Origin of the sequence: Xenorhabdus yunnanensis (assembly GCF_028598805.1) — a bacterium.
Lineage (GTDB): Bacteria > Pseudomonadota > Gammaproteobacteria > Enterobacterales > Enterobacteriaceae > Xenorhabdus > Xenorhabdus yunnanensis.
In genome coordinates this window covers 35,428-59,611 of sequence record NZ_JAQRFI010000003.1, presented here as the reverse complement: position 1 = coordinate 59,611, position 24,184 = coordinate 35,428, and the positions used below count along the sequence as shown (strand labels likewise).

General features: G+C 42.9%; 20 protein-coding genes. 8 read left to right on the top strand and 12 right to left on the bottom strand.

The genetic code is table 11. The annotated features are described in order from the left end of the window. Positions 1 to 63: 63 nt before the first annotated feature. The 5 genes from aceF to ampD form a co-directional block, all read right to left on the bottom strand. Positions 64 to 1,896, bottom strand: a complete 1,833-nt coding sequence (gene aceF, locus PSI23_RS02005; protein ID WP_273553494.1) for a pyruvate dehydrogenase complex dihydrolipoyllysine-residue acetyltransferase — start codon at positions 1,894 to 1,896, stop codon at positions 64 to 66. A gap of 13 nt (positions 1,897 to 1,909) precedes the next feature. Beyond that, positions 1,910 to 4,573 (bottom strand): pyruvate dehydrogenase (acetyl-transferring), homodimeric type, encoded by a 2,664-nt coding sequence (gene aceE / locus PSI23_RS02000; protein ID WP_273553493.1) that lies wholly within the window; start codon positions 4,571 to 4,573, stop codon positions 1,910 to 1,912. Positions 4,574 to 4,814: 241 nt separating this feature from the next. Then, on the bottom strand, positions 4,815 to 5,579 hold the full coding sequence (gene pdhR / locus PSI23_RS01995; RefSeq protein WP_273553492.1) for a pyruvate dehydrogenase complex transcriptional repressor PdhR: 765 nt from the start codon (positions 5,577 to 5,579) through the stop codon (positions 4,815 to 4,817). 628 nt (positions 5,580 to 6,207) lie between these two features. Continuing rightward, positions 6,208 to 7,062 carry a beta-lactamase regulator AmpE gene (gene ampE, locus PSI23_RS01990; RefSeq protein ID WP_273553491.1) on the bottom strand — a complete coding sequence of 285 codons (855 nt, stop codon included), beginning with the start codon at positions 7,060 to 7,062 and terminating at the stop codon, positions 6,208 to 6,210. A gap of 5 nt (positions 7,063 to 7,067) precedes the next feature. Next, entirely contained in the window at positions 7,068 to 7,610 is a 543-nt protein-coding gene (gene ampD, locus PSI23_RS01985) for a 1,6-anhydro-N-acetylmuramyl-L-alanine amidase AmpD (protein ID WP_273553490.1), read from the bottom strand. 307 nt (positions 7,611 to 7,917) lie between these two features. On the opposite strand from ampD, the gene ppdD reads away from it, so the two are divergent. The 6 genes from ppdD (at position 7,918) to yacG (ending at position 13,083) form a co-directional block, all read left to right on the top strand. Next, a complete protein-coding gene (ppdD, locus tag PSI23_RS01980; protein ID WP_273553489.1) occupies positions 7,918 to 8,340 on the top strand; it encodes a prepilin peptidase-dependent pilin in 423 nt (140 codons plus the stop codon). A gap of 162 nt (positions 8,341 to 8,502) precedes the next feature. Beyond that, positions 8,503 to 10,080 (top strand): type II secretion system protein GspE, encoded by a 1,578-nt coding sequence (gene gspE / locus PSI23_RS01975; protein ID WP_273553488.1) that lies wholly within the window; start codon positions 8,503 to 8,505, stop codon positions 10,078 to 10,080. Further along, the gene (gene hofC / locus PSI23_RS01970) at positions 10,077 to 11,276 is read left to right on the top strand and encodes a protein transport protein HofC (protein ID WP_273553487.1); all 1,200 of its coding nucleotides are present in this window, start codon (positions 10,077 to 10,079) and stop codon (positions 11,274 to 11,276) included. Before gspE ends, hofC begins: the two co-directional genes overlap by 4 nt. Before the next feature lie 148 nt (positions 11,277 to 11,424). Then, entirely contained in the window at positions 11,425 to 12,048 is a 624-nt protein-coding gene (gene coaE / locus PSI23_RS01965; RefSeq protein WP_273553486.1) for a dephospho-CoA kinase, read from the top strand. After that, entirely contained in the window at positions 12,041 to 12,799 is a 759-nt protein-coding gene (gene zapD, locus PSI23_RS01960; RefSeq protein WP_273553485.1) for a cell division protein ZapD, read from the top strand. Before coaE ends, zapD begins: the two co-directional genes overlap by 8 nt. 80 nt (positions 12,800 to 12,879) lie before the next feature. After that, positions 12,880 to 13,083 (top strand): DNA gyrase inhibitor YacG, encoded by a 204-nt coding sequence (gene yacG, locus PSI23_RS01955; RefSeq protein WP_273553484.1) that lies wholly within the window; start codon positions 12,880 to 12,882, stop codon positions 13,081 to 13,083. A 162-nt stretch (positions 13,084 to 13,245) separates the two neighbouring features. Here the strand turns inward: yacG and mutT are convergent, their stop codons facing one another. Beyond that, positions 13,246 to 13,650, bottom strand: a complete 405-nt coding sequence (gene mutT / locus PSI23_RS01950; RefSeq protein WP_273553483.1) for an 8-oxo-dGTP diphosphatase MutT — start codon at positions 13,648 to 13,650, stop codon at positions 13,246 to 13,248. Between the two features lie 236 nt (positions 13,651 to 13,886). Between mutT and PSI23_RS01945 the strand changes: the two genes are divergently transcribed. Continuing rightward, positions 13,887 to 15,488, top strand: a complete 1,602-nt coding sequence (locus PSI23_RS01945; protein WP_273553482.1) for an ATP-binding cassette domain-containing protein — start codon at positions 13,887 to 13,889, stop codon at positions 15,486 to 15,488. Between the two features lie 154 nt (positions 15,489 to 15,642). On the opposite strand, the gene secA is transcribed toward PSI23_RS01945, so the two are convergent. After that, positions 15,643 to 18,351: a preprotein translocase subunit SecA gene (gene secA, locus PSI23_RS01940; protein WP_273553481.1), complete on the bottom strand. Its 2,709-nt coding sequence runs from the start codon at positions 18,349 to 18,351 to the stop codon at positions 15,643 to 15,645. Between the two features lie 219 nt (positions 18,352 to 18,570). Next, positions 18,571 to 19,125 carry a secA translation cis-regulator SecM gene (secM, locus tag PSI23_RS01935; RefSeq protein WP_273553480.1) on the bottom strand — a complete coding sequence of 185 codons (555 nt, stop codon included), beginning with the start codon at positions 19,123 to 19,125 and terminating at the stop codon, positions 18,571 to 18,573. Positions 19,126 to 19,162: 37 nt separating this feature from the next. On the opposite strand from secM, the gene PSI23_RS01930 reads away from it, so the two are divergent. Further along, on the top strand, positions 19,163 to 19,699 hold the full coding sequence (locus PSI23_RS01930; protein ID WP_273553479.1) for a DUF721 domain-containing protein: 537 nt from the start codon (positions 19,163 to 19,165) through the stop codon (positions 19,697 to 19,699). 133 nt (positions 19,700 to 19,832) lie between these two features. Here the strand turns inward: PSI23_RS01930 and lpxC are convergent, their stop codons facing one another. From lpxC to ftsQ, 4 genes are all read right to left on the bottom strand, one after another. Further along, on the bottom strand, positions 19,833 to 20,750 hold the full coding sequence (gene lpxC / locus PSI23_RS01925; protein WP_273553478.1) for a UDP-3-O-acyl-N-acetylglucosamine deacetylase: 918 nt from the start codon (positions 20,748 to 20,750) through the stop codon (positions 19,833 to 19,835). 99 nt (positions 20,751 to 20,849) lie between these two features. Next, the gene (ftsZ, locus tag PSI23_RS01920; protein WP_092519547.1) at positions 20,850 to 22,013 is read right to left on the bottom strand and encodes a cell division protein FtsZ; all 1,164 of its coding nucleotides are present in this window, start codon (positions 22,011 to 22,013) and stop codon (positions 20,850 to 20,852) included. 66 nt (positions 22,014 to 22,079) lie between these two features. Further along, complete coding sequence (ftsA, locus tag PSI23_RS01915) at positions 22,080 to 23,336, bottom strand: cell division protein FtsA (protein WP_273553477.1); 1,257 nt, start codon at positions 23,334 to 23,336, stop codon at positions 22,080 to 22,082. Between the two features lie 32 nt (positions 23,337 to 23,368). Further along, on the bottom strand, positions 23,369 to 24,184 hold the full coding sequence (gene ftsQ / locus PSI23_RS01910; RefSeq protein WP_273553476.1) for a cell division protein FtsQ: 816 nt from the start codon (positions 24,182 to 24,184) through the stop codon (positions 23,369 to 23,371).

The following is a 24,184-nucleotide window of genomic DNA, read 5'->3' as shown; positions in this document are numbered from 1 at the left end:
TACAAGAAGAAAATATCTGTCACAGTAGTAATCATTAGGCCGGTAAATATACCGGCCTTTGAATTACATCACCAAACGGCGGATATCACTCATAAATTGATTAATATAAGTGATGAAGCGCGCACCATCTGCCCCATCGATCACACGGTGATCGAAAGACAGAGACATAGGCAGAATCAGACGAGGAACGAATTCCTTGCCATTCCAGACTGGTTTCATGGAAGAACGAGACAGACCCATGATTGCCACTTCTGGCGCATTTACAATTGGTGCAAAACCGGTAGTACCAATACCACCTAGGCTGGAGATGGTGAAGCAGCCACCCTGCATGTCGGAAGCAGTCAATTTACCAGCACGAGCTTTCTTGGAAACTTCAGCCAGTTCTCTGGACAGTTCCATGATGCCTTTCTTGTTGACATCCTTGAATACAGGAACAACCAGACCATTAGGTGTATCAACCGCGATACCGATGTTGACATACTTTTTCAGGATCAGCTTCTGGCCATCTTCAGAAATGGAGCTGTTAAAGCGAGGCATTGCTTCCAGTGCTTTCGCTGCTGCTTTCATCACGAATACCAGCGGAGTGATCTTCACACCCAGCTGTTTCTTCTCAGCTTCTTTGTTCTGTTGTTTACGGAACTCTTCAACTTCAGTGATATCCGCTTCATCGAACAGGTTAACGTGAGGGATCATGACCCAGTTACGGCTCAGGTTAGCACCGGAGATTTTCTGGATGCGGCTCATTTCAACTTCTTCGATTTCACCGAACTTGCTGAAATCAACTTTCGGCCAAGGCAACATGCCGGGCAAACCACCGCCCGCAGCAGCAGGAGCTGCTTCTGCACGTTTGATAGCATCTTTCACGTAAGCCTGAACGTCTTCACGCAGGATGCGACCTTTACGGCCAGTACCTTTAACTTTAGCCAGATTTACGCCAAATTCACGCGCCAGACGACGGATCACTGGAGTTGCATGAACATAAGCGTCATTTTCTGCAAATTCGCTTTTGCCTTCTGCTGGCTTGCTTGCTGCTGGAGCCGATACTGCTTTCGCAAGTTCAGCCGCAGGAGCTGGAGCTGCTGGCGCTGCCGCACCTGCAACTTCGAATACCATGATCAAAGAGCCGGTTTTGACTTTATCGCCAGCGGCAATTTTGATCTCTTTCACAGTACCCGCGAATGGTGCAGGAACTTCCATAGAAGCCTTGTCACCTTCAACCGTGATCAGTGACTGCTCTTCAGCGATGGTGTCACCCACTTTTACCATGATTTCGGTAACTTCAACTTCGTCACCACCGATATCCGGTACGTTCACTTCTTTTGCCGCAGGTGCTGCTGGAGCCGATATCGGCGCTGCCGCAGGTGCTGTACCCGCAACTTCGAATACCATGATCAAAGAGCCGGTTTTGACTTTGTCGCCAGCGGCAATTTTGATCTCTTTCACAGTACCCGCGAATGGTGCAGGAACTTCCATAGAAGCCTTGTCACCTTCAACCGTGATCAGTGACTGCTCTTCAGTGATGGTATCACCCACTTTTACCATGATTTCGGTAACTTCAACTTCATCGTCACCGATATCTGGTACGTTCACTTCTTTGCTTTCGGCTGCTGCTGGTGGTGCCGCTGACGCTGCTTGCTGTACAGGTGCAGCATCTGCTGCACCGTTTGCTGATTCAAAAATCATGATCAGTTTACCAGTTTCAACTTTATCGCCAGCCGCAACTTTGATTTCTTTAACTACACCCGCCTGTGGCGATGGGACTTCCATAGAAGCCTTGTCACCTTCAACCGTGATCAGTGACTGTTCTACTTCAACTGTGTCACCTACTTTCACCAGAATCTCGGTAACTTCAACTTCATCTGCACCAATATCAGGTACGTTAATTTCGATAGACATTAATCTTTACCTCTTATGCCAGACGTGGGTTAGCTTTTTCTGGGTTGATGTTATATTTCTTAATAGCTTCTTCAACGGCTTTTACATCAACTTCGCCACGTTTAGCCAATTCACCCAGAGCCGCCACAACCACATAAGAAGCATCAACTTCGAAGTGGTGACGCAGGTTTTCACGGCTGTCAGAACGACCGAAACCGTCAGTACCCAATACACGATAGTCGCTTGCAGGAACGAAGTTACGTACTTGTTCTGCAAACAGTTTCATGTAGTCAGTAGAAGCAACTGCTGGCGTTTCATTCATGATCTGAGCAATATAAGGAACACGAGGTTCTTCTAATGGATGCAGCATGTTCCAACGTTCACAATCCTGACCATCACGAGCCAGTTCAGTGAAGGAAGTTACGCTGTATACATCGGAACCGATGCCGTATTCAGCAGACAAGATCTTCGCTGCTTCACGAACATGACGCAGGATAGAACCTGAACCCAGCAACTGAACTTTACCTTTCGCGCCTTCCAAGACTTCCAGCTTGTAGATACCTTTACGGATACCTTCTTCAACGCCTTCAGGCATTGCTGGCATGTGATAGTTTTCGTTCAGTGTGGTGATGTAGTAGTAGATGTTTTCTTGTTTCTCACCATACATACGCTCCAAACCATCATGCATGATAACAGCAACTTCATAAGCGAATGCTGGATCATAAGAGATACAGTTAGGAATAGTCAGAGACTGAATATGGCTATGGCCATCTTCGTGCTGCAAACCTTCACCGTTCAGAGTTGTACGACCAGAAGTACCACCAACCAAGAAGCCGCGAGCTTGCTGGTCACCCGCTGCCCAGCACAGATCACCGATACGCTGGAATCCGAACATGGAGTAGTAGATATAGAATGGGATCATTGGCAGGTTGTTGGTGCTGTAAGACGTTGCAGCAGCCAGCCAAGATGAAGCAGCACCCAGTTCGTTAATACCTTCTTGCAGGATCTGGCCTTTAGAATCTTCTTTATAGTATGCAACCTGCTCGCGATCCTGCGGAGTATACTGCTGACCATTCGGGCTGTAGATACCGATTTGACGGAACAGACCTTCCATACCGAAAGTACGTGCTTCGTCAGCAATGATTGGAACCAGACGATCTTTGATCGACTTGTTCTTCAGCATGACATTCAATGCACGAACGAAAGCGATAGTGGTAGAAATTTCTTTGGATTGTTCTTCCAGCAGAGAGCTGAAGTCTTCCAGAGCTGGGATTTCCAGTTTGTCGTCGAAGTTAACGCGACGGCTTGGCAGGTAACCACCCAGTGCATTACGACGCTCATGCAGGTATTTGGATTCTTCAGAGTCTTTGTCGAAAGTCACGTATGGCAGGCTTTCGATCTGCTCATCAGATACAGGTACATTGAAACGATCACGGAATTGACGAACGCCTTCCATGTTCATTTTCTTGACCTGGTGAGCAATATTTTTACCTTCAGCGGTATCACCCATACCGTAACCTTTGATGGTCTGAGCCAAGATTACAGTTGGTTTACCCGTAGTTTCCTGCGCTTTTTTCAGTGCAGCGTAAACTTTCTTCGGATCATGACCACCACGGTTCAGAGCCCAAATTTCATCATCAGTCATGTCTTTGACTAATGCAGCAGTTTCTGGGTAACGACCGAAGAAGTGTTCACGAACATAAGCGCCATCTTTGGACTTAAATGTCTGATAGTCGCCGTCCAGCGTTTCGTTCATCAATTGAACCAGTTTACCGCTGGTGTCTTTACGCAGCAGTTCGTCCCAACGCTCACCCCACAGGACTTTCAGTACCTGCCAGCCAGCGCCGTCGAAGATGCCTTCCAGTTCGTTAACGATTTTGCCGTTACCGGTTACTGGGCCATCCAGACGCTGCAAGTTACAGTTGATGATAAATACCAAATTATCCAGTTTTTCACGGGTTGCGATAGTGATCGCACCTTTAGATTCTGGTTCATCCATTTCACCGTCACCCAAGAAAGCATAAACGGTTTGTTCAGAGGTATTTTTTAGACCACGATGCTCCAGATATTTCAGGAACTTAGCCTGATAAATAGCGGAGATTGGTCCCAGACCCATTGAAACAGTTGGGAACTGCCAGAAATCAGGCATCAGTTTTGGATGCGGGTAAGAAGACAGGCCATTACCACCGATTTCCTGACGGAAATTATTCATCTGTTCTTCAGTCAGACGACCTTCAAGGAATGCACGTGCATAAACGCCCGGAGAAATGTGGCCCTGGAAGTATACCAAGTCACCGCCATCATTTTCGCTGCGAGCACGGAAGAAGTGGTTAAAACAAACGTCATAAACAGTAGCGGAAGACTGGAATGAAGCCATGTGGCCACCCAGTTCCAGATCTTTTTTGGATGCACGCAGAACGGTCATCACTGCATTCCAGCGAATAGCAGAGCGGATACGACGCTCCAAATTCAGGTTGCCGGGGTAAGCAGGCTCATCCTCAACAGGAATAGTGTTGATGTAATCACGGCTTGCAATACCTGCAGCAACGTTAATGCCACCTTTACGAGCTTCACTCAAAACCTGATCAATCAGGAACTGAGCACGCTCAACACCTTCTTCACGGATGACCGATTCGATCGCCTGTAACCAATCGCGAGTTTCGATCGGATCCACGTCATTTTTCAAAATATCTGACATGGTGTATTCCTTATCTGTTATCTATTTCTAATGATTGTTGGAGCCTATCTTCTGGTCATACCCTTTGACTAAACTGCCTGTTATGACCGGAAGATAGGCCCTGCTATATGTTGCCGCTAAAACTCTTGGATAAAGAGTTGAGGAACTGTACAAACGCAGCAGTCAGGATCTGTACAGCCAAGTTTAGAACCCACCCCATTTGGGAATTTGATTTGTCTATGACGCCCCAAAGGACAGGCTCTTATTCCTGATGTTGCTGGAGCCGCCTCAATGAACGCTCACGACGAGTATATTCACGAGTCAGATCCAATAAAACTTCTTCAATAAAGGCCAAATGGCGATGGGAAGCCTCACGGGCTTTTTCCGGTTCCCTCGCCATGATAGAGCGAAAAATCTCAGCTCTATGGTCACTAACGGCTGCCAACATTTCTTTACGGGTATAGATAACTTCAAAATTGCGCCTGATATTTTGTTCTAACATCGGGATCATACAGCGCAACAAATGTAGCAATACCACATTATGGGCAGCTTCCGTGACAACAAGCTGATATTGCAGGACAGCTTCAGATTCTGCATTTACATCGCCACTTTGTTGTGCTTCTTGAATGGCAAAATGGCTTTGCTCAATGCGTTTGAAATCCTCATCAGTTCCCCTCAGGGCTGCATAGTAAGCAGCGATCCCTTCTAAAGCATGGCGCGCTTCAAGGAGATCGAACTGGGATTCTTGATTCTCTGCAATAAGTTGGGCAAGCGGGTCGCTGAAACTTTGCCACAGATTATTCTGTATGAAAGTTCCTCCACCTTGACGACGGAAAAGAAAGCCTTTGGCTTCCAGTTTTTGAATGGCTTCGCGCAACGAAGGACGTGATACTTCAAACTGCTTTGCCAGCTCACGCTCAGGCAGCAGCTTTTCTCCCGGGCGTAGCGAGCCTTCGAGAATGAGCTGTTCAAGACGCTGCTCAATCACATCTGATAACTTTGGTTGGCGAATTTTGCTATAGGCCATATCTGCTGTAAGCCATTCAATAAGTAAATGTTGCTTCGGGCTATGCCCAATTCAACTAAGCCTTAGTGACTAAACATTAGTAACTAAACCCTAGCTAACGGGCTAAAGTAAATTGGTAATACCAATTTAGAATACAGGGTCTTAAAGTAACAAAGTATTCACTAGCTGTCTATAAAGACCTTGAGCTAAATCATAAAAAGCTGCAAATTTTAACAAATTATTTTAAATTTTATTAGAAAATTATAACTAAAAGGGATTTTAAGAAGGGAAAAATTGATTGGATTTAACATTTATGAAATGCATAAATAGGCAAAATTTATCGCAACACTTCTGCAATGTGAATAAACAATCAATTAAATGGAATTTAAATTAAAAAATAGCAAACAAAGCTTCCCGAGTGAAGTCTATAAATCATCCAACCTGGCGACTCAAAATAGGCACTCAAAAATCGCAGAGAACCTAGATAGCTACCTATAAAATTCCCGCCAACCCCATCCTTGTCGCTATGGCAGGTATCTTTCGTCAAACTGACCTATGATCCAGTAGATCACGACGATAAGGCAACGAATCTTTGGTTTAAAAGATCAGGACAGATGATTGCTAACACCAATCCCCTATCCCTCTATTGTTAAACCAATGCTCCGTAAATCGTCAACAATGCAACAATAATCACAATAGTAAAAGTCGCCTTTTTTGCCAACGTTACAGCAACAACAGGCGTTTCTATAGGATTCAGTTGAGGCTCTTTACTTAATGCAAATTGCGCCAATTGACTGATCACTTTGTATTGAGATGACCGAAAATCAGTAAGTGACGCAATCCAAGCTGGTAAGGCTTTCTCGCCATGCCCCAGCAAAGCATAGGCAATACCAGCCAAACGTGTAGGGAGCCAATCCAGCCAATGCAATATTCTATCTACTCCCGATTGTGCTCTCTGCACTGCCGTTGCGTGTTGTGCCAACCAACCTTGGTAAGCTCTGAGACAACCATATCCCATCAAAATGGCAGGCCCAAATTTACCCAATACAGCCAACCAAAAAATAGGGGCGAGATAATAACGGAAGTTTATCCAAATCAATGAATTCTGTATCTCACGCAACCGCTCTTCTTTTGTGGTATCAGGCAATGCTCCCTGAATCATCGTCAAGCGAGCAAGATATTTATTCTGCTGCTCAGGATCATCTTGACGCACGGCCTGAAGATACCCACGATAATCATGACGCAACCCACCTGCACCAATACATAGCAGACTGATTATGATACTCAGCACAATCGCGGGAATACCAAAAGCCACAGAGCTGGAAATAGCAATAAACACCCAAGTTAATAGGGCAACCAGAAAGGTCATCCCCAAACTACTCCACAGTGAATGTGATTTTACTCTGGCAAAAAATGGAGCTAAGTAGCGTTCCAACTGCCAGTGATCTCCCATCTTAAAAACACGTTCCCATGCCAGTATTAACAATAGAATAAAGAGAGTCATTCAACTCACTCCTTCAATAATTTACGATAGTGTTCCCAATAAAAATAAGGCCCGGGATCAGTTTTCCTACCCGGAGCGATATCGCTGTGCCCTGTAATATTGTCACGAATATCAGGATATTGACCAATAAGCAGCTCAGTAACTTCTGCTAACTTGGTATACTGAATTTCAGTAAATTCCTCATAATCTGTGCCTTCCAGTTCAATGCCTATCGAAAAATCATTGCATTTATCACGGTCACAGTAGCAGGAAACACCAGCATGCCAAGCTCTTTTATTGAAAGGGATATATTGCACAATTTCTCCATCACGCCGGATTAAGCAGTGAGCAGAAACACACAAATGTTTGATCTCATCAAAAAAAGGATCGTCTTTCGGATCTAGTGTTCCCATAAATAATTGATCAATATAAGGGCCTCCAAACTTGCCGGGAGGTAAGCTGATGTTATGAATGACCAGTAATGATGGTGTCTCTCCCTCTGGGCGCAAATCACAATGTGGTGAAATAACCTTTCGCGCGCCATCAATCCACCCTTCATACAGTTTCACTCTTTTACTCCCCCTTAATATTTAATAACATCAAGAACCTTCGCTAAGCGTCATGCTTACGTCTAAAGTGTAACAGGTGGGCATGTTAACACCTTCCATTCGCCAATATTCCTGACGTTTTTTTATTTACGAGCAGACTCGAAAAATTTTTGCAAAAAAATGTAATATAAAGTTATTTTTTCGAGCCAACTTCATAAAGTTTACTAACGATATTTTATTTTTCTTCTTTTTCTTCATGCTTATTGGCACCGGCATCTATCCGCTATTGAACATAATAAGCTGTCTAAATACGCACAAAGGAGGAAAAATGAAACAACAAGGATTTACATTAATTGAAGTGATGGTTGTTATGGCTATCGTGTCTATTCTTGGCGCAATTGCTATTCCCAGTTATCAGGGATATATCCAAAAAGCAGCGTTAACCGATATGCTACAAGCTATTGTGCCCTATAAATCCGGTGTGGAACTTTGTCGCTTTGAATCTGAAAATTACAAAGATTGCCACTCTGGTCATCCTTCCATCCCATCAGGCCACAATAGCCGCTATATCAATACTATCTCAGTAACAGAAGGGGAAATAAGCATATTGGGCCAACAAAATCTCAGTGGACTTCATGCCACTCTAAAACCCATTCGAGATACTAAGAGTGGCCTTACTCAGTGGAAAACGATTTGTGAATCTAAAGATGAATCGTTAAAACTAAAATGTCAGGAAACCTTAAAGTTTTAAACATCTCCTTTCATTCCTGACAGGTTTTAAATACAAGATAAAAGAAGAAAATTAATCAAGATATGCAGCTAGAAAAGTAAAAAAACAATTATAAAGAGAAAATACATTGTCTTTCAAAAAAGAAGATAATCAAATCAATGCAATATTAAAGGAATAGAGATAATGATAAGTAAGGAGTATCTTTTGATGGAAAAAGAAATAAAGGAACTGTGTCAACGACATCACGCGATTATTATAAAAAAAGATTCCTATACGATCACAATCGCCTGTAGTCAATCCCCTAATGAGGATTTCATAGCTGCACTGAGATTTATTTCAGGTTTAATCGTTAATATAGATATTTGGCCTCAAGCAAAAATAGAATCCATGCTGACACAAGAAAGCTCATTAATATCTGTAGAAAATTACTGTTCAGAAAATAATGAAGAGGAACCGTACCGTATAGATCGTCTTAATAGCAGCTATGCTCGTCATCATGATGCAATACAAGCAAACGATCTCCATGATGAAGAAATAGATACACCTGTTATTCAACTAATTAATCAGACAATATTAACTTCAATACAGAAAAGAGCTTCAGATATTCATTTTGAACCTTCTCAACGTGGCTATCAAATACGTATCCGAGTTGATGGTGCATTGCATACCATGCAAACACCACCTCCTCAAATGAATACAGGTATTCCTGCCCGCTTAAAGATCATGGCAAAGCTCAACATCGCTGAAAAACGTCAGCCGCAAGATGGGCAATTTGATTGGAATGACAACAAAAACAGTTATGCGATACGTATATCAACATTACCTACTTTGCATGGAGAAAAAATAGTCCTGCGTATTTTAAATACCATACACCAATTATCGTTGGAACAATTGGGTCTGCCTGAATCACAATTCCAACTTTTAAAACAGAAGCTACATTTGCCACAAGGGATGATTTTAGTAACAGGCCCAACTGGCAGTGGAAAAACCGTCACACTGTACAGTTGCCTGCAATATTTAAACCAAGCTAAAAAGAATATCTGTAGTGTCGAAGATCCTGTTGAAATCCCTTTAAATGGCATTAATCAAACGCCTGTTAATAACAAGATTGGTCTCGATTTCGCCAAAGTCCTTAGGGCGTTACTACGGCAAGATCCCGATATCATTATGGTTGGTGAAATCCGTGACAATGAAACTGCCGAAATATCAATGAAAGCAGCGCAAACTGGTCACTTGGTTTTATCAACATTGCATACCAATTCAACTATTGATACATTATCTCGCCTACAAAATCTGGGAATTTCTGGCTATACCATAGCTTCATGTGTGAAATTGATTATTGCACAGCGATTAGTTCGTAAGCTCTGCCCCCATTGCCGACAACAAGACAGCATTCCCACAGTGCTACCTAATATTACTAATTCTGATATTGCGAATAATTTAGAAAATATTTCCGTATCCTCCAAATGTACTGCCGTAAAATCCAGTGCTATAAAACAATCGCTTTCTATAAAAAAATGGAACGCAATGGGTTGTGATCACTGCTTTTCTGGCTATTATGGCAGAATCGCCATCTATGAATTTCTCGAAATAAAGGCCGAACTTCAGCAAGCCCTGTCAGAGCATTCCAACACCAACTTCTCACATTTACTTGCCTCACAGCAGGATTCAACTCTTTTTTTAGCAGGGCTTGCATTGGTGGAAAAAGGAATAACCACCCTTGAAGAGATTTATCAGATTACAGGCCATGAAACAGTATGAAAATAGAATATATTTACCAATGGCAAGCCATTAATAAAAAAGGAAATGCTATAAAAGGAGAGAGCATTGGTCGCAGCAAAAAGAGTATATTCCAATATCTCAGCCATCTCGATCTTCAACCCTATGCCATTAAATGCAAAAAAATTATTTATTACAGCGAAAAGGAAATTGCATATCGCCTGCATTTTATTCATCAGTTAAGCACATTACTGGCATCAGGTATTCCTCTTCTCAGGGGGCTTACCATCCTATTGCAAGAGTGTAAACATGCTCTCTGGCGATGTGTACTAACCGATATGATTCAGAAAATTCGTCAGGGGGAATCATTCTCAACAACACTTAAGCATTATCCTAAACTATTTTCCCCCCTATTCTGTCAAATGATCGCAGTAGGAGAACAAACCGGTCAGCTTGAAAACTGCTGCCAATTAATCATTAATCGGTTGGAACAGCAAAATAAGTTGAGGAAGAAAGTTCAGAAAGCTTATCACTATCCCTTAATTGTCGCTTTTGTAAGCTTTTTAGTTATTACTCTAATGTTGATTTTTGTTCTACCAGAATTTCGGCAAGTTTACTCCTCGTTAAATGCCAGCTTGCCTCTGCTAACACAATGGGTTCTATCAGGTTCTGATTTATTGATCCATCATGGCGTATTATTAATGATAATAATATTTATATTGTTAATTAGTTATCTATGGTTACGACATCGTTTTCCAATTTTTAAAGCAAAGGAAAAAATGTTCTTTATGAGGCTCCCTATTTTTAAACAACTCACCATTTACCAACAGACTAATCAAATATTTCATATCCTGTTCATGACACAAAAAGCTGGATTGACACTAATGACAGGGCTTGAATGTGCACTGAGTGCAACCCAACACCCTGTTTTTATCGCTGGAGTAAAAAGCCTGTACAGGCAAATTCAACAAGGTATTCCAATGAGTGATGCATTAAAACAAACGCCACATTTCCCTTCTCTATGTCAACAATTTGTCATAATAGGTGAAGAGTCAGGAGAGTTAGAATTATTTTTATTCAATCTTGCAGAATGGTATCAAGAAAAGTCAATCAATCTTGCTGATAGTTTGGTTCAATTATTGGAGCCTTTGTTGATGCTGATAATGGCATTGATCGTCGGTTTATTATTGCTGGCTATGTATTTGCCTATTTTTCAATTAGGTACAATATTAACGTAACAATATAATTAACATAACAATATACTTACATATTTCGTTACCTTTTCTCAAGGCCGCAATATCAGGAATTGATGTGTTTGTTTATAGCTCATCAGCTTCCCTTGAGTTACAATTTAATTATGCTATCAGATATATTTAAAGGGATAGAATGACTTATATTGTTGCGCTTACAGGTGGAATTGGTAGCGGTAAAACGACTATCTCTAATGTGTTTTCATCCCTTGGTGTCCCGATTGTTGATGCAGATATTATCGCCAGAGAAGTAGTAGCTCCTGGTACTACCGCATTACAAGCAATTACAGAGCATTTTGGGGCCGATATATTATTGCCCGATGGCAGCCTTAACCGCGCAATGCTGCGCCAAAAAATTTTTGCGGCCCCAGAAGAGAAAAAGTGGCTCAATGCACTTTTGCATCCATTGATCCAAGTAGAAACACAGCGGCAATTAAACCAAGTGACTACTCCCTATGCCATTTGGGTAGTTCCTCTGCTAATTGAAAATAATTTAATGCATTTGGCAGATCGTATTTTAGTTGTTGATATCCCAGCTGAAATACAAATTAGCCGAACAATGGTTCGTGATGGAGTGAGCCGTGAGCAAGTAGAAAATATTCTGGCTGCACAAGCCAGCCGTCAGGGCAGACTGGAAAAGGCAGATGATGTCATTGTTAACCACAACAGCGAACAGGATATTACCTCTCGTGTGGTTGAATTACATCAACAGTATTTAAAACAAGCAGAATCAGTCAGACAGGAAAACCGTAATGAGTGAAGCAACCTCTACTATTATTTTTGAACATCCACTCAACGAAAAAATGCGTTCATGGTTGAGGATTGAGTCTTCACTGCAACAGTTGGAAAAACAACGTCATCTGGATTCTCAAGCGAGTAGCCTCTCGTTTTTCCGTACAATTGCCGAATTAATTGAGATTCTAGAACGCGGTGAAGTCCGCTCTGAACTATTGAAAGAGCTAGATCGCCAGCAAGCAAAATTAAAACAATGGCTCGGTGCTCCGAATGCCGATACAGCTATGATCCATAGTTTGTCAGAGCAACTTAAAGAACGCAGTATTGCCTTGAACCAAGCTCCTCGGCTTAGCCAACATATTAAAGAAGATCGTATTATCAGCATGGTACGTCAACGGCTCAATATCCCCGGAGGGTGTTGTAGCTTTGACTTGCCAACATTGCATCTGTGGCTGCATTTACCACAATCTGTCAGGGATGAATCCGTCACAATCTGGCTAGATAGCCTTCGACCATTACAACAAGCCTTGGAAAGCATTCTGGGTCTCGTACGCCACTCTGCCATTTTCACTCCTAAATCCAGCCATAATGGATTTTATCAAGGGAACGCAGATGAAGCCGATTTGCTGAGATTAAAATTGGACGTTATGCCAAATTCCTTGGTTTACCCACAAGTCTCTGGCTATAAAACGCGCTTCGCCATCCGTTTCTTACCAATGGATAATGAACATGGTGTTATACCTACTCATTTGTCATTTGAATTAGCGTGCTGCTAACATATGCCCAATAAATTTCAAGTAAAGCGCGGCGTGAAAAATGGAGGGTATGGCCTTCAAATTAAGCAGGAGAAAGTAATATGTCTGAAGTATTGACTGTCGAATGTCCAACGTGTGGCAACACAGTAATATGGGGAGAAATTAGCCCTTATCGCCCATTTTGCAGTAAACGTTGCCAATTAATCGATTTGGGTGAATGGGCCAGCGAGGACAAAAGGATACCAAGTCAAAACGACAGTTCAGAAAATGATAACTGGAGCGAAGAACCTGAGCAGTATAAGTAACATCATAAATATCACATAACGTATGTCATAGCGGCGCCTATTTTATTCAGCGCCGCTGTCTATTTAACGAGTTAATTGAAAACCAATAAACCCCAAAAAGCACTCAAATAATAATGTTCTCAAAATAGCTATCTTAAAATGTCCTGATTTATTAACAATTCTTTAATAAGTGCCATTTTTGGTTAAAAAACCCACAACACTGCGATTGGCTGGAGGAAATTCATCAGCAATTAATTCTGATTGCAAAACCCAACGTGAAGGTTGTCCTTCTTTACCAAATGGCTCATCTTTCCATTCATCAACCAAAAAAAAGTCAAGAATAATACTTCTATCAGGAAAATCATGTGTGATGGTATCAATTAATTCACAGTGAGTTACCGTAATTCCAACCTCTTCCTTTAATTCTCTAATCAATGCTTGTTCAGATGTTTCTCCCTGCTCAAGTTTTCCTCCGGGGAACTCCCAAAAGCCGCCCATATGCGAATCAGCGCTGCGCTGAGTGATAAAAATTTCATCATTGCTATTTTTAATGATGCCTGCTGCAATATGCAGATATTTTTTTTCCATAATCATTTTTCTTGCTGTTTATTAACCTTAGTGACTATCTCTTGCAGACTACATTAAAATTAGTTTAAATCGCAAACTTGTATTTCATTCAAAGTGTAATCGTTTTTACCGCTTTTTATTATCAATTACCTCTCTATATAAAAACATATTATGTAAAAACAGACTGCAAACAGTGTAAGAAATTAACTTACAAATAGATTGAAACAACTATTTTAAAGATTAAGGAAGCACAGTTTATGCAAAATGATGTTCAATCATTGATCGAAGCAAGGCAAATCGCCTATCAATTTTCTGGTGAAGCAATATCCCTGTTTTCTGGTATTGATATGTTTTTGAATGCAGAACAACATGCGTTAATTGGACGGAATGGTATTGGTAAATCTTGGCTGGCATCAATATTGGCACAGCAGGTTCTTCCCACAGAAGGCAGTGTAAAGCATTTTTGTGATGTGGGTTATTTATCACAAGGTTTGACATCTTTTGCCGGTAATGTCGCGGATATACTGGGATTAACCAAAATTATGAGAGTCAATGAACGCGTCCTGGCAGGGATTGGTGATGAAGCAGATTTTGATGCTATGGAAGGTAATTGGGATTGGCAATTTCAGACTGAATCTCTGCTTGCGGAAGGTGAACTCAATCCAAATATATTAAATCAGTCTTTTGATTCCCTCAGTGGTGGTGAGCAAACACGGATCAGGCTATTAACACTAAAACGGCAAGGTGCTGGTTTTATGATTCTGGATGAGCCAAGCAATCACCTTGATCGGCAAGGGCGTCTTTGGTTGTCTCAATGGCTGGGAACTTTCGATGGGGGAGTTTTGCTGGTAACCCATGATACCCAACTTTTACAATATGTATCAATTATTTATGAACTGGGTGGATTGGGATTATTTCGTAGTATTGGTGGATGGGAAACTTGGCTGGAAAGTAAGGAACAACTAAGGCTCGGTATTCAACGCGAAGTGGATCAAACTCAAAAAAATCTGAAACAAGTTTTGCGTGATAAGCAAAAAGACCGTGAAAAAACCAGTAAAAGGCAAAGTCAAGGCAAGCAAAAACGAGAAAATGCCAATCAAGCCCAAATCCTCCTTGATCGTCAACTTGGACGCTCAGAAGCCACGCTGTCACGGCAAGCAATACAACACAAAGAACGAATTCAAAGGAGTTCATCACTCGCTACAGATGCCAGAGCGAAACTGGAAATTATTGATCCATTATCAATTGTAGTTGCAATCCCACAAACGGCTACTGCTCCTCTACTTTACTTACAAGATATCATTTTACCTTTTGGTTCAGATTCCCCAATCAGCTTGACTCTCAATAACAGTGATCGTCTCGTTATCATGGGTAAAAATGGCAGTGGAAAATCCACCCTACTAAAAGTAATGACGGGTTCTCTCATACCCAAGCAAGGTATTTGCCAGGTAACACCTTCACATCGCCTGATGGATCAGCATTTTTCTTTCCTTGATAAAAACCAATCTGCATTGCATAACTTTCAATTGCAGTCACCAGGCTGGACTGAAGATCGTTACCGTACTCGATTGGCACAGTTGCGTATTCGAGGCGATGAAGCCTTAAAGCCTGTTGGCTATCTAAGTGGGGGAGAACAACTGAAAGTCGCATTAACTTGCCTGTTTTGTGGGCCATATGCGCCTGCCCTACTGTTATTGGATGAACCAGACAATCATCTGGATATTGAGTCACGTGAACTGCTTCAAAAAGCACTACATGATTATACGGGTGCTATGGTGCTAATTTCTCACGACGATCAATTTATCAAAAATGTAGGTAATATGCAGGAATTAGTATTGAATAGCAGAGAATTGCCGTAATCTAAGCCTTTATATGACAAAACCCTCAGATCTATTCCTTAAGCAAGTTTTATTGAAGAGTGTTCTTGCAGAATAAGATTTAAGGGTTTTTGTTAAATCAATTCGTGCTAACGGCAACTGAATTAGTCAATTCCATTAGCACGATTAACATTACTTATAAACTACCGTGGCAATGCTTAAATTTTTTGCCAGAACCACATGGGCAAGGATCATTACGTCCGACTTTGCGCTCTCCCGTTGCCATTTGAGCCTCAGCTTCTGACATCAACGCACCTTGCTCAACTTCATGGCTCAAATGTTGTTGTCTTGCCAAACGCTCAGCTTCTTCACGACGCTGCTGTTCAAGCGCTTCAACTTCTTCTGGCATTCTAACCTGCACTTTGCTCAAAGTGCTGATCACTTCATATTTCAGTGATTCCAGCATGTTGGAAAACATGGAGAAGGATTCACGTTTGTATTCCTGTTTTGGATCTTTCTGTGCATAACCACGCAGGTGAATCCCCTGACGCAGATAATCCATCGCAGCCAAATGCTCTTTCCATAATGTATCCAAAGTTTGCAACATGATGCCTTTTTCAAAGTTACGCATCATTTCTGTACTGACGATTTCTTCTTTCTGCTTATAAACTTCGATCGCTTTCTCAAGAATACGTTCACGCAACATTTCTTCGTGTAATTCAGGCTCTTTGTCCAACCACTCTTTAATCGGCAGATCCAAATCGAAATCGTTGACTAAACGTTCCTGCAAGCCGTCAATATCCCACATTTCTTCCAGTGATTGCGGTGGAATGTAAGCATCAATTGTTATTTTGAAGACATCTTCACGGATGCTGGTGATGGTTTCGCTGACATCACTCACATCAAGCAAATCGTTACGCTGAGCATAAATTGCACGGCGCTGATCATTCGCGACATCATCATATTCCAGCAATTGTTTACGGATATCAAAGTTACGGCTCTCAACTTTACGCTGAGCATTAGCAATAGCTTTAGTCACCCATGGGTGTTCAATCGCTTCACCCGGCTGCATGCCAAGTTTACGCATCATGCCCGTCACACGATCAGAAGCAAAAATACGCATCAAGGAGTCTTCCATTGAGAGATAGAAGCGCGAAGAACCCGCATCACCCTGACGTCCTGCACGACCACGTAACTGGTTATCAATACGGCGTGATTCATGACGCTCTGTACCGATAATATGTAATCCACCCGCTGCCAATACTGCATCATGGCGCTCTTGCCATTCTGCCTTAATTTTCTCGATTTGTGCTTCGGTTGGATCTACCAATTTAGCAATTTCCGCCTGCCAGCTTCCTCCCAACACGATATCTGTACCACGTCCTGCCATGTTGGTTGCAATAGTTACCGTACTAGCCTGACCAGCCTGTGCAACAATGTCAGCTTCCATTGCATGGAATTTTGCGTTCAATACGTTATGTACAATGCCAGCTTTAGTTAATGCCTTAGAAATGAGTTCCGATTTTTCAATCGAAATCGTTCCCACCAAAACAGGCTGACCGCTGTTTGTCCGATCTTTGATATCTTCAATGATTGCATCAATTTTTTCTGCTTCTGTCATGTAGACCAGATCTGACAAATCCTTACGGATCATTGGGCGATTGGTTGGAACAACAATGGTATCCAGTTTATAAATGGAACTGAATTCAAAGGCTTCCGTATCGGCTGTTCCTGTCATCCCTGCCAGTTTTTCGTATATACGGAAATAGTTCTGGAATGTGATTGAAGCCAGCGTCTGGTTTTCATTCTGAATTTCGACACTTTCTTTAGCTTCCACAGCTTGGTGCAAGCCATCAGACCAACGACGCCCTTGCATGGTACGCCCTGTATGTTCATCAACGATGATAACCTCACCGTCTTTAACGATATAATCAACATCACGGGTAAACAGAGCATGAGCGCGCAAAGCGGCTGTCACATGGTGCATCAGCATGATATTGGTCGGTGAATACAAGGATTCGCCTTCATCCATCAATTTAGCATCCACCAATAACTCTTCAATCAGCACCAAGCCACGCTCTGTCAGGTTGACTTGGCGTGTTTTTTCATCAACAGAAAAATGGCCTTCTCCCTGGAATGAATCTGAATCCTCTTTTTCCTGACGAATTAGTTTCGGGATCAGTTTGTCCACTTTGATATAAAGCTCAGAGCTGTCTTCCGCAGGCCCTGAAATAATCAATGGAGTACGGGCTTCATCGATCAGAATGGAGTCCACCTCATCCACCAATGCATAATGCAATTTGCGTTGAACACGCTCTTCTGGACTAAATGCCATATTGTCACGCAGATAGTCGAAACCAAACTCATTGTTGGTACCGTAAGTGATATCCGTAGCATAGGCTTCACGTTTTGCCGATGCTGGCATGCCCGGTAAGTTAATGCCAACACTCAGGCCAAGAAACTCAAACAATGGACGGTTATTTTCAGCATCACGCTGTGCCAAGTAATCGTTCACGGTAACAACGTGAACACCTTTACCACTTAAGGCGTTAAGATAAGCAGGTAATGTTGCTGTCAGCGTCTTACCTTCACCGGTGCGCATCTCCGCGATGCAACGCTCATTCAATACCATCCCACCCAGTAGCTGCACATCAAAGTGACGCATGCCAAACACACGTTTACTGGCTTCACGCACAGTAGCAAAGGCTTCTGGCATAATTTTTTCCAGAGGTTCACCTTCTTTTAAGCGAGCACGGAACTGACTGGTTTTCGCTTTCAGTTCTTCATCAGAAAGTTTTTCAAAATCCGATTCCATTTGGTTGATGACATCAACCACTTTGTGCAAACGGCGCAAGGTACGGTCATTACGACTACCAAAAATTTTTGTCAGTAATTTAATCAGCATAATTAGTGCATCTCAGATAAGGCTATTGTTGTAGCCAATATACCTTTCGTCTTTCAAGTTGCCTCTTTGTTGGCTGCACTCACCCCAGTCACATAGTTATCTATGCTTCCGGGGATTCGCTCCCTGGCCGCCGCGACGCATCTTGAAATCCATTGGGTATAAATCATTTATTTATTAAAAACTGTCTTATTAAAATTAGGATGAAATAAAACAGCCGCATTAAAGCAAAAATAGATGATTGGGTGTTGGCCCTGCCCTAATTCCCTGCACTTTTGCTACCCAAAGAGCTGGAGTATGGGTATCAGGAAGTACAAAATTCACCATCGCAACATCTGAGGTAACTCCTTCAAATGGCGTTGGTGCTTGTGTCAGCATGGCATGCAATGTATCCAGCATAAGTTGTTGCATGGATGGAGAGGAAACCCGAGTACTTTCTTTTGCTACTTCGCATCTGACTAGCTCTGTAACAGAAAAAGCAAAAGAAAGTTGACGGATCACATTACGAACGGCATGTTGCTGCCAATAATTTAAATAATTAAAAGGCTGACGCTGGACACTTTTTAATTGGAGCAAGTGTAATTTAAATAAGTGTTCAAAAGAGGAAAGTGCTTGATTACTGCTTCCTTGGGTAGAGGAAGTATTTGTATGGGTTAGGCTTTCTGCCACTCCAGCAAAAACAGTAGGGACACCAATTCCTGTAGCAACCATGCCCAGTAAAAGGTGAGACCAAAAATAACGCCTACCAAATTGTCGCCAAAGATTTAAAATACTCATTAACCCTTCATTAATAAATACTGGAACTGCTTCTATTATGCGAGATAGCCGCCCACAATCCCTGGATACGCTGTTTGAAGATGCGGCAACTGTCGGAAAAAGCCCACTTCAAGTTATTCAACAACATGCCATCGCATTATTGAAACTCAACCGTACAGTTCTCAGTTTGCTTCCTGCACAACTGCACCCGTGGTGCAGGGTCGCCAATTATCGCAAACAAATTCTGGTACTGGAAGCGGGAAATGCCAGTTGGATGACCCGGCTTCGTTATGAAATTCCCTGTTTGCTGTCTACATTGAGAAGCGAAATTCTACCATCTTTATCCTCAATCGACATCAGGATTAATCCATCATTAATGGTTAAGTGTGATAATAATGAACAAGGATTCTCAAAATCGTCAACAAAAGCATTCAGTAATGATAATCAGGAATTACCAAAGCGCCAATTAACCCATGAAAGTGCAAAAACATTAATGATGTTGGCTGAAAACAGTCCTGAAAAATTGAAAAGGAAATTGGAACGGTTGGCTGCGCTGGCCGGAGAGAGTACCAGTACAGCCAAAAAGAAGCGCTAGCGCTGAATGAAGAACATCAGCGAAAGTAGCATAACAGACAATACAACCCGCGGGTGCATCATAGGAATGCGCTCAACACTCTTTATCAAAATACATGTATCAATACACGCGTTAGCCATTATGCTAACACCTGTTATGCCAACACTAATGATGGAGCGCGGAAAGCCAATGGCATTTCAGCTTCATCTTCAAATGTGACAAATTCCCAAGCACTTTCCTTCGCTAAAACAGCTTGCAGCAATTTGTTATTCAGTGCATGGCCTGATTTGAATGCTGTAAAGGCACCAATGATATTATAGCCACACATGAACATATCACCGATGGCGTCCAACATCTTATGGCGGACGAATTCATCATCAAAACGCAAGCCATCTTCATTGAGTACGCGGTAGTCATCAACCACAATTGCACAATCAAAGCTGCCGCCAAGGCATAACCCTTGAGACTGCAAGTACTCAATATCGCGCATAAATCCAAAAGTACGCGCCCGACTAATCTGGCGAACAAATGAATCCGCAGAAAAATCCAGACTATAGCGCTGTGAACTGGCATCAATCGCTGGATGATTAAAGTCGATGGTAAAATCCAGACTGAAGCCATGATATGGTGACAATTCAGCCCATTTATCACCGTCTTCTACACGAACGCTTTCTTTCATTCGTACGAATTTCTTCGCTACGTTCAGCTCTTCAATGCCCGCATCCAATAACAGGAAAACAAATGGGCTGGCGCTGCCATCCATAATCGGGACTTCGGGGGCATCGACTTCAATAACAATATTGTCGATTCCTAAGCCAGCCAGCGCTGCATTCAAATGCTCAACTGTTGAAATACGCACATTATGCTCATTCACCAGACAAGTACAGAGCATAGTATCACGCACAGATTTGGCATCTGCCGGAAAATCAACCGGAGGATTCAAGTCAGTACGACGATAGATGACCCCGGTATTAGCCGGCGCTGGACGCATTATCAGCGTGACTTTCTTCCCGGTGTGCAAACCGACGCCGGTCGCTTGAACAATACGTTTTAATGTCCTTTGTTTGATCATCGTTTATATCTCGCAATGTTACTTATCCCGCCAATCACTATAATGTATGACTGGCAGGATAGTTTAGCACAAAAAGCGGAGAAACCAATTTTTTAGCGATTAATCAGCCTGCTTACGCAAAAATGCAGGAATGTCCAGATAATCAGGCTCTTTGCTCGTATGTGCATTTTGGTCATTTACAACTTTTGCCGCTGTTTTATTCTCATCAGATAATGAAGAGATTCCGCCAGACATCTGCTGGTAACGGTGCTCCATCGTATTGGCCTGAGGAGCCTTGTTGTTGGTCACCAGGGTGATTTCTGGACGTTTGTCCATTCCAATGCCTGTTGCCACAACAGTAACACGCAGCTCATCATTCATGTCTGGATCCAATGACGTACCGATAACCACAGTTGCATTATCAGAAGCAAATGCACGGATTGTGTTACCAACTGTTTCAAATTCATCCAAACGCAGGTCAAAGCCCGCTGTAATGTTAACCAGAACGCCGCGTGCACCAGAAAGATCAATATCTTCCAGTAATGGGCTGGAGATAGCCATTTCTGCTGCTTCTTCCGCACGATCTTCGCCCTGCGCGATACCTGAGCCCATCATGGCGTAACCCATTTCTGACATCACGGTACGAACGTCAGCGAAGTCAACGTTCATCAGGCCTGGGCGAGTAATCAGTTCTGCAATACCCTGAACCGCCCCTTTCAGGACATCATTGGCTGCACCGAATGCATCCAACAGGGAAATTCCTCGTCCCAGAACTTTCAATAATTTGTCATTTGGAATAGTGATCAATGAATCCACATGCTTGGACAGTTCAGTGATCCCTTGCTCCGCGAAGGCCATGCGTTTTTTGCCTTCGAAATTAAATGGCTTAGTGACGACTGCAACGGTCAAAATGCCAAGTTCTTTAGCAATTTCAGCTACAACAGGTGCTGCCCCTGTTCCTGTTCCACCGCCCATACCAGCGGCAATGAACACCATGTCTGCACCTTCCAGTGCGGTACGCAGTGATTCACGGTCTTCTTCCGCAGCAGTACGACCAACCTCAGGGTTTGCACCAGCGCCTAATCCTTTCGTAATACCGTTGCCAATCTGGATAGTCTGACCAACCGCCGTCTTACGCAACGCCTGAGCATCTGTGTTAACCGCAAAGAAGTCAACGCCTTCAATGCGCTCACGCACCATATGCTCCACAGCATTACCGCCGCCGCCGCCGACGCCGATGACTTTAATCACCGCGTCGTTGGTTAATTCCAGTGGTTCAAACATAATTTCTCTCCGTTTTGTGCCTTTATATCGAGGCCCACGACATTGTCGTAGCCTCTGTATAAAAAATCAAAATTCTTTTTTCAGCCAGTTGCTGACTTTCTTAAACCAGCCGCTCACTGACGTTCTTTTATCGGCATCAGAATCACCGCCAAGGTGAGATTCTTTACCGTAATGCAGAAGCCCGACTGCTGTTGAGTAGCAAGGCTCCTGCACATAATCTGTAAGCCCAGTAATGTTCAAGGGACGGCCAATGCGAACTTGGGTATGGAATACCCGTTGAGCACACTCGGCCAGACCATCAATCTGGGCTCCTCCCCCTGTAAGAACTATCCCTGCCGCCAGGTGGTGTTTTACTCCCTGCTGCCGCAATTGTTCCTGCAATCGCAAAATTTCGTCGTTCACTAAATTCAGCAGTTCGGTATAACGGGGCTCGATCACTTCAGCCAATGTTTGACGTTGCAAGCTACGAGGAGGACGCCCTCCCACACTTGGGACTTCTACACTCTCATCCTTGCTAACTATCGAACCTAATGCGCAGCCATGACGAACCTTGATGGTTTCAGCATCACTCGGGGGAGTACCAAATGCATAGGCGATATCACTGGTCACCACATTGCCTGCATAAGGAATAACCTTGGTATGACGCAATGCGCCGCCAGTATATATAGCGATATCCATCGTCCCACCACCGATATCAACGACACATACCCCCAATTCACGTTCATCTTCCGTTAACACAGCATAACTTGCTGCCAGCCCTGCAAAAATAAGTTGATCAACTTTCAACCCACAACGTTCAACAGCTTTTACAATATTTTTCGCCATGTCGTTATGACAGGTAATCAAGTGAACTTTCGCTTGCATGCGCACACCAGAAAGCCCAACCGGATTTTTTATTCCTTCCTGATAGTCAATCGCGTATTCCTGTGGGATCACATGCAAAATACGGTGTTCATCACGAACACGAACCGACTTAGCTGTATGGACAACACTGTCCACATCATCCTGTGTCACTTCTTCTTCAGAAACCGGCACCATGCCAATCTCGTTCTGGCAACTGATATGCTTGCCAGAAAGTGCCAGATAGACTGAAGAAATCTGGCAATCCGCCATGAGTTCAGCCTGATCAATGGCACGCTGTACGCATTTGACGACCGATTCAAGATCGTTGACCCCGCCTTTGTCCATGCCGCGGGATGGGCAATTTCCTACTCCGATAATATTAACCATACCATCGGGCAGAATTTCACCAACCAGGGCAGACACCTTTGCTGTACCAATTTCAAGGCCAACTACCAATTTTCTGTCCGTTGATTTGATCATCGTTATTCTGCCTGTCTCTGTATTATTACCAGTCACTGTTTATTTTTTTGCCCGTTCATTGAAACCGGCGTATCAGTTAATAAAGGAGCCCAACCTACCGCAGCACCGCTGTTATAGCGTAAATCAATATAACTCAAGCGTTTTTCAGGGTTTTTCAGTAATACAGGATAAAGTTCAATAAAACGGCTCATTCTCTCCATTTTATGTTTAGTTCCTAGCTCTAAGCGGATATTATTATCCAATATCAACTGCCAGGAATTACGCGCTGTCATTATCACTGTTTTCAGTTTTATCTGGTGTTCTTTAAGAAACTTTGCCATTGTATGATATCCATCCAACACTTCTTGTTGTTTGCCTTCAGGCCCATACAACATCGGATATTGCCTATTTGCATTGCGTTCCATGGGCAAACTGAATACCCGACCTTCAGCATCCAACAGTTTGGTATCGTTCCAGCGCGCATAAGGCACATATTCTACCAGATGTATTTTAAGTTCATCAGGCCATTGTTTACGCACAGTGACCTGCCGAATCCATGGCAGGTGTTTAATATTTTCCTGAATGACGTTAACATCCTGAGTCATAAATGTTCCGGGAGATCCCAGGGACAAAATAGCCTGCCTTACATCATCATTCGTGGTGTAATGGCGTTCACCAGTCAATACCAGCTTCGAGAGCGGTAATCGGCTAGCGTCTTTCATCCAGTCCAGTGTCATCCAACCTCCCCATATGATGGTGCCAACCACCATCAAGAAGAAGATAATTCCTACCAGATAATAACCGTTACTCGGACGAGCTCCCTGAGCTTCGTTCTCCCGTTCCCGGATATTCCGGGCTGCCTGCGACAT

What these genes read in the sequence shown, in the direction of transcription:
- aceF (WP_273553494.1), bottom strand. Translation starts at nt 1,896, where the DNA reads ATGTCTATCGAAATTAACGTACCTGATATTGGTGCAGATGAAGTTGAA.
- coaE (WP_273553486.1), top strand. Translation starts at nt 11,425, where the DNA reads ATGACTTATATTGTTGCGCTTACAGGTGGAATTGGTAGCGGTAAAACG.
- secA (WP_273553481.1), bottom strand. Translation starts at nt 18,351, where the DNA reads ATGCTGATTAAATTACTGACAAAAATTTTTGGTAGTCGTAATGACCGT.
- ftsZ (WP_092519547.1), bottom strand. Translation starts at nt 22,013, where the DNA reads ATGTTTGAACCACTGGAATTAACCAACGACGCGGTGATTAAAGTCATC.
- PSI23_RS01945 (WP_273553482.1), top strand. Translation starts at nt 13,887, where the DNA reads ATGCAAAATGATGTTCAATCATTGATCGAAGCAAGGCAAATCGCCTAT.
- zapD (WP_273553485.1), top strand. Translation starts at nt 12,041, where the DNA reads ATGAGTGAAGCAACCTCTACTATTATTTTTGAACATCCACTCAACGAA.
- secM (WP_273553480.1), bottom strand. Translation starts at nt 19,125, where the DNA reads ATGAGTATTTTAAATCTTTGGCGACAATTTGGTAGGCGTTATTTTTGG.
- gspE (WP_273553488.1), top strand. Translation starts at nt 8,503, where the DNA reads ATGATAAGTAAGGAGTATCTTTTGATGGAAAAAGAAATAAAGGAACTG.
- aceE (WP_273553493.1), bottom strand. Translation starts at nt 4,573, where the DNA reads ATGTCAGATATTTTGAAAAATGACGTGGATCCGATCGAAACTCGCGAT.
- mutT (WP_273553483.1), bottom strand. Translation starts at nt 13,650, where the DNA reads ATGGAAAAAAAATATCTGCATATTGCAGCAGGCATCATTAAAAATAGC.
- pdhR (WP_273553492.1), bottom strand. Translation starts at nt 5,579, where the DNA reads ATGGCCTATAGCAAAATTCGCCAACCAAAGTTATCAGATGTGATTGAG.
- yacG (WP_273553484.1), top strand. Translation starts at nt 12,880, where the DNA reads ATGTCTGAAGTATTGACTGTCGAATGTCCAACGTGTGGCAACACAGTA.
- lpxC (WP_273553478.1), bottom strand. Translation starts at nt 20,750, where the DNA reads ATGATCAAACAAAGGACATTAAAACGTATTGTTCAAGCGACCGGCGTC.
- ftsA (WP_273553477.1), bottom strand. Translation starts at nt 23,336, where the DNA reads ATGATCAAATCAACGGACAGAAAATTGGTAGTTGGCCTTGAAATTGGT.
- hofC (WP_273553487.1), top strand. Translation starts at nt 10,077, where the DNA reads ATGAAAATAGAATATATTTACCAATGGCAAGCCATTAATAAAAAAGGA.
- PSI23_RS01930 (WP_273553479.1), top strand. Translation starts at nt 19,163, where the DNA reads ATGCGAGATAGCCGCCCACAATCCCTGGATACGCTGTTTGAAGATGCG.
- ampE (WP_273553491.1), bottom strand. Translation starts at nt 7,062, where the DNA reads ATGACTCTCTTTATTCTATTGTTAATACTGGCATGGGAACGTGTTTTT.
- ftsQ (WP_273553476.1), bottom strand. Translation starts at nt 24,184, where the DNA reads ATGTCGCAGGCAGCCCGGAATATCCGGGAACGGGAGAACGAAGCTCAG.
- ppdD (WP_273553489.1), top strand. Translation starts at nt 7,918, where the DNA reads ATGAAACAACAAGGATTTACATTAATTGAAGTGATGGTTGTTATGGCT.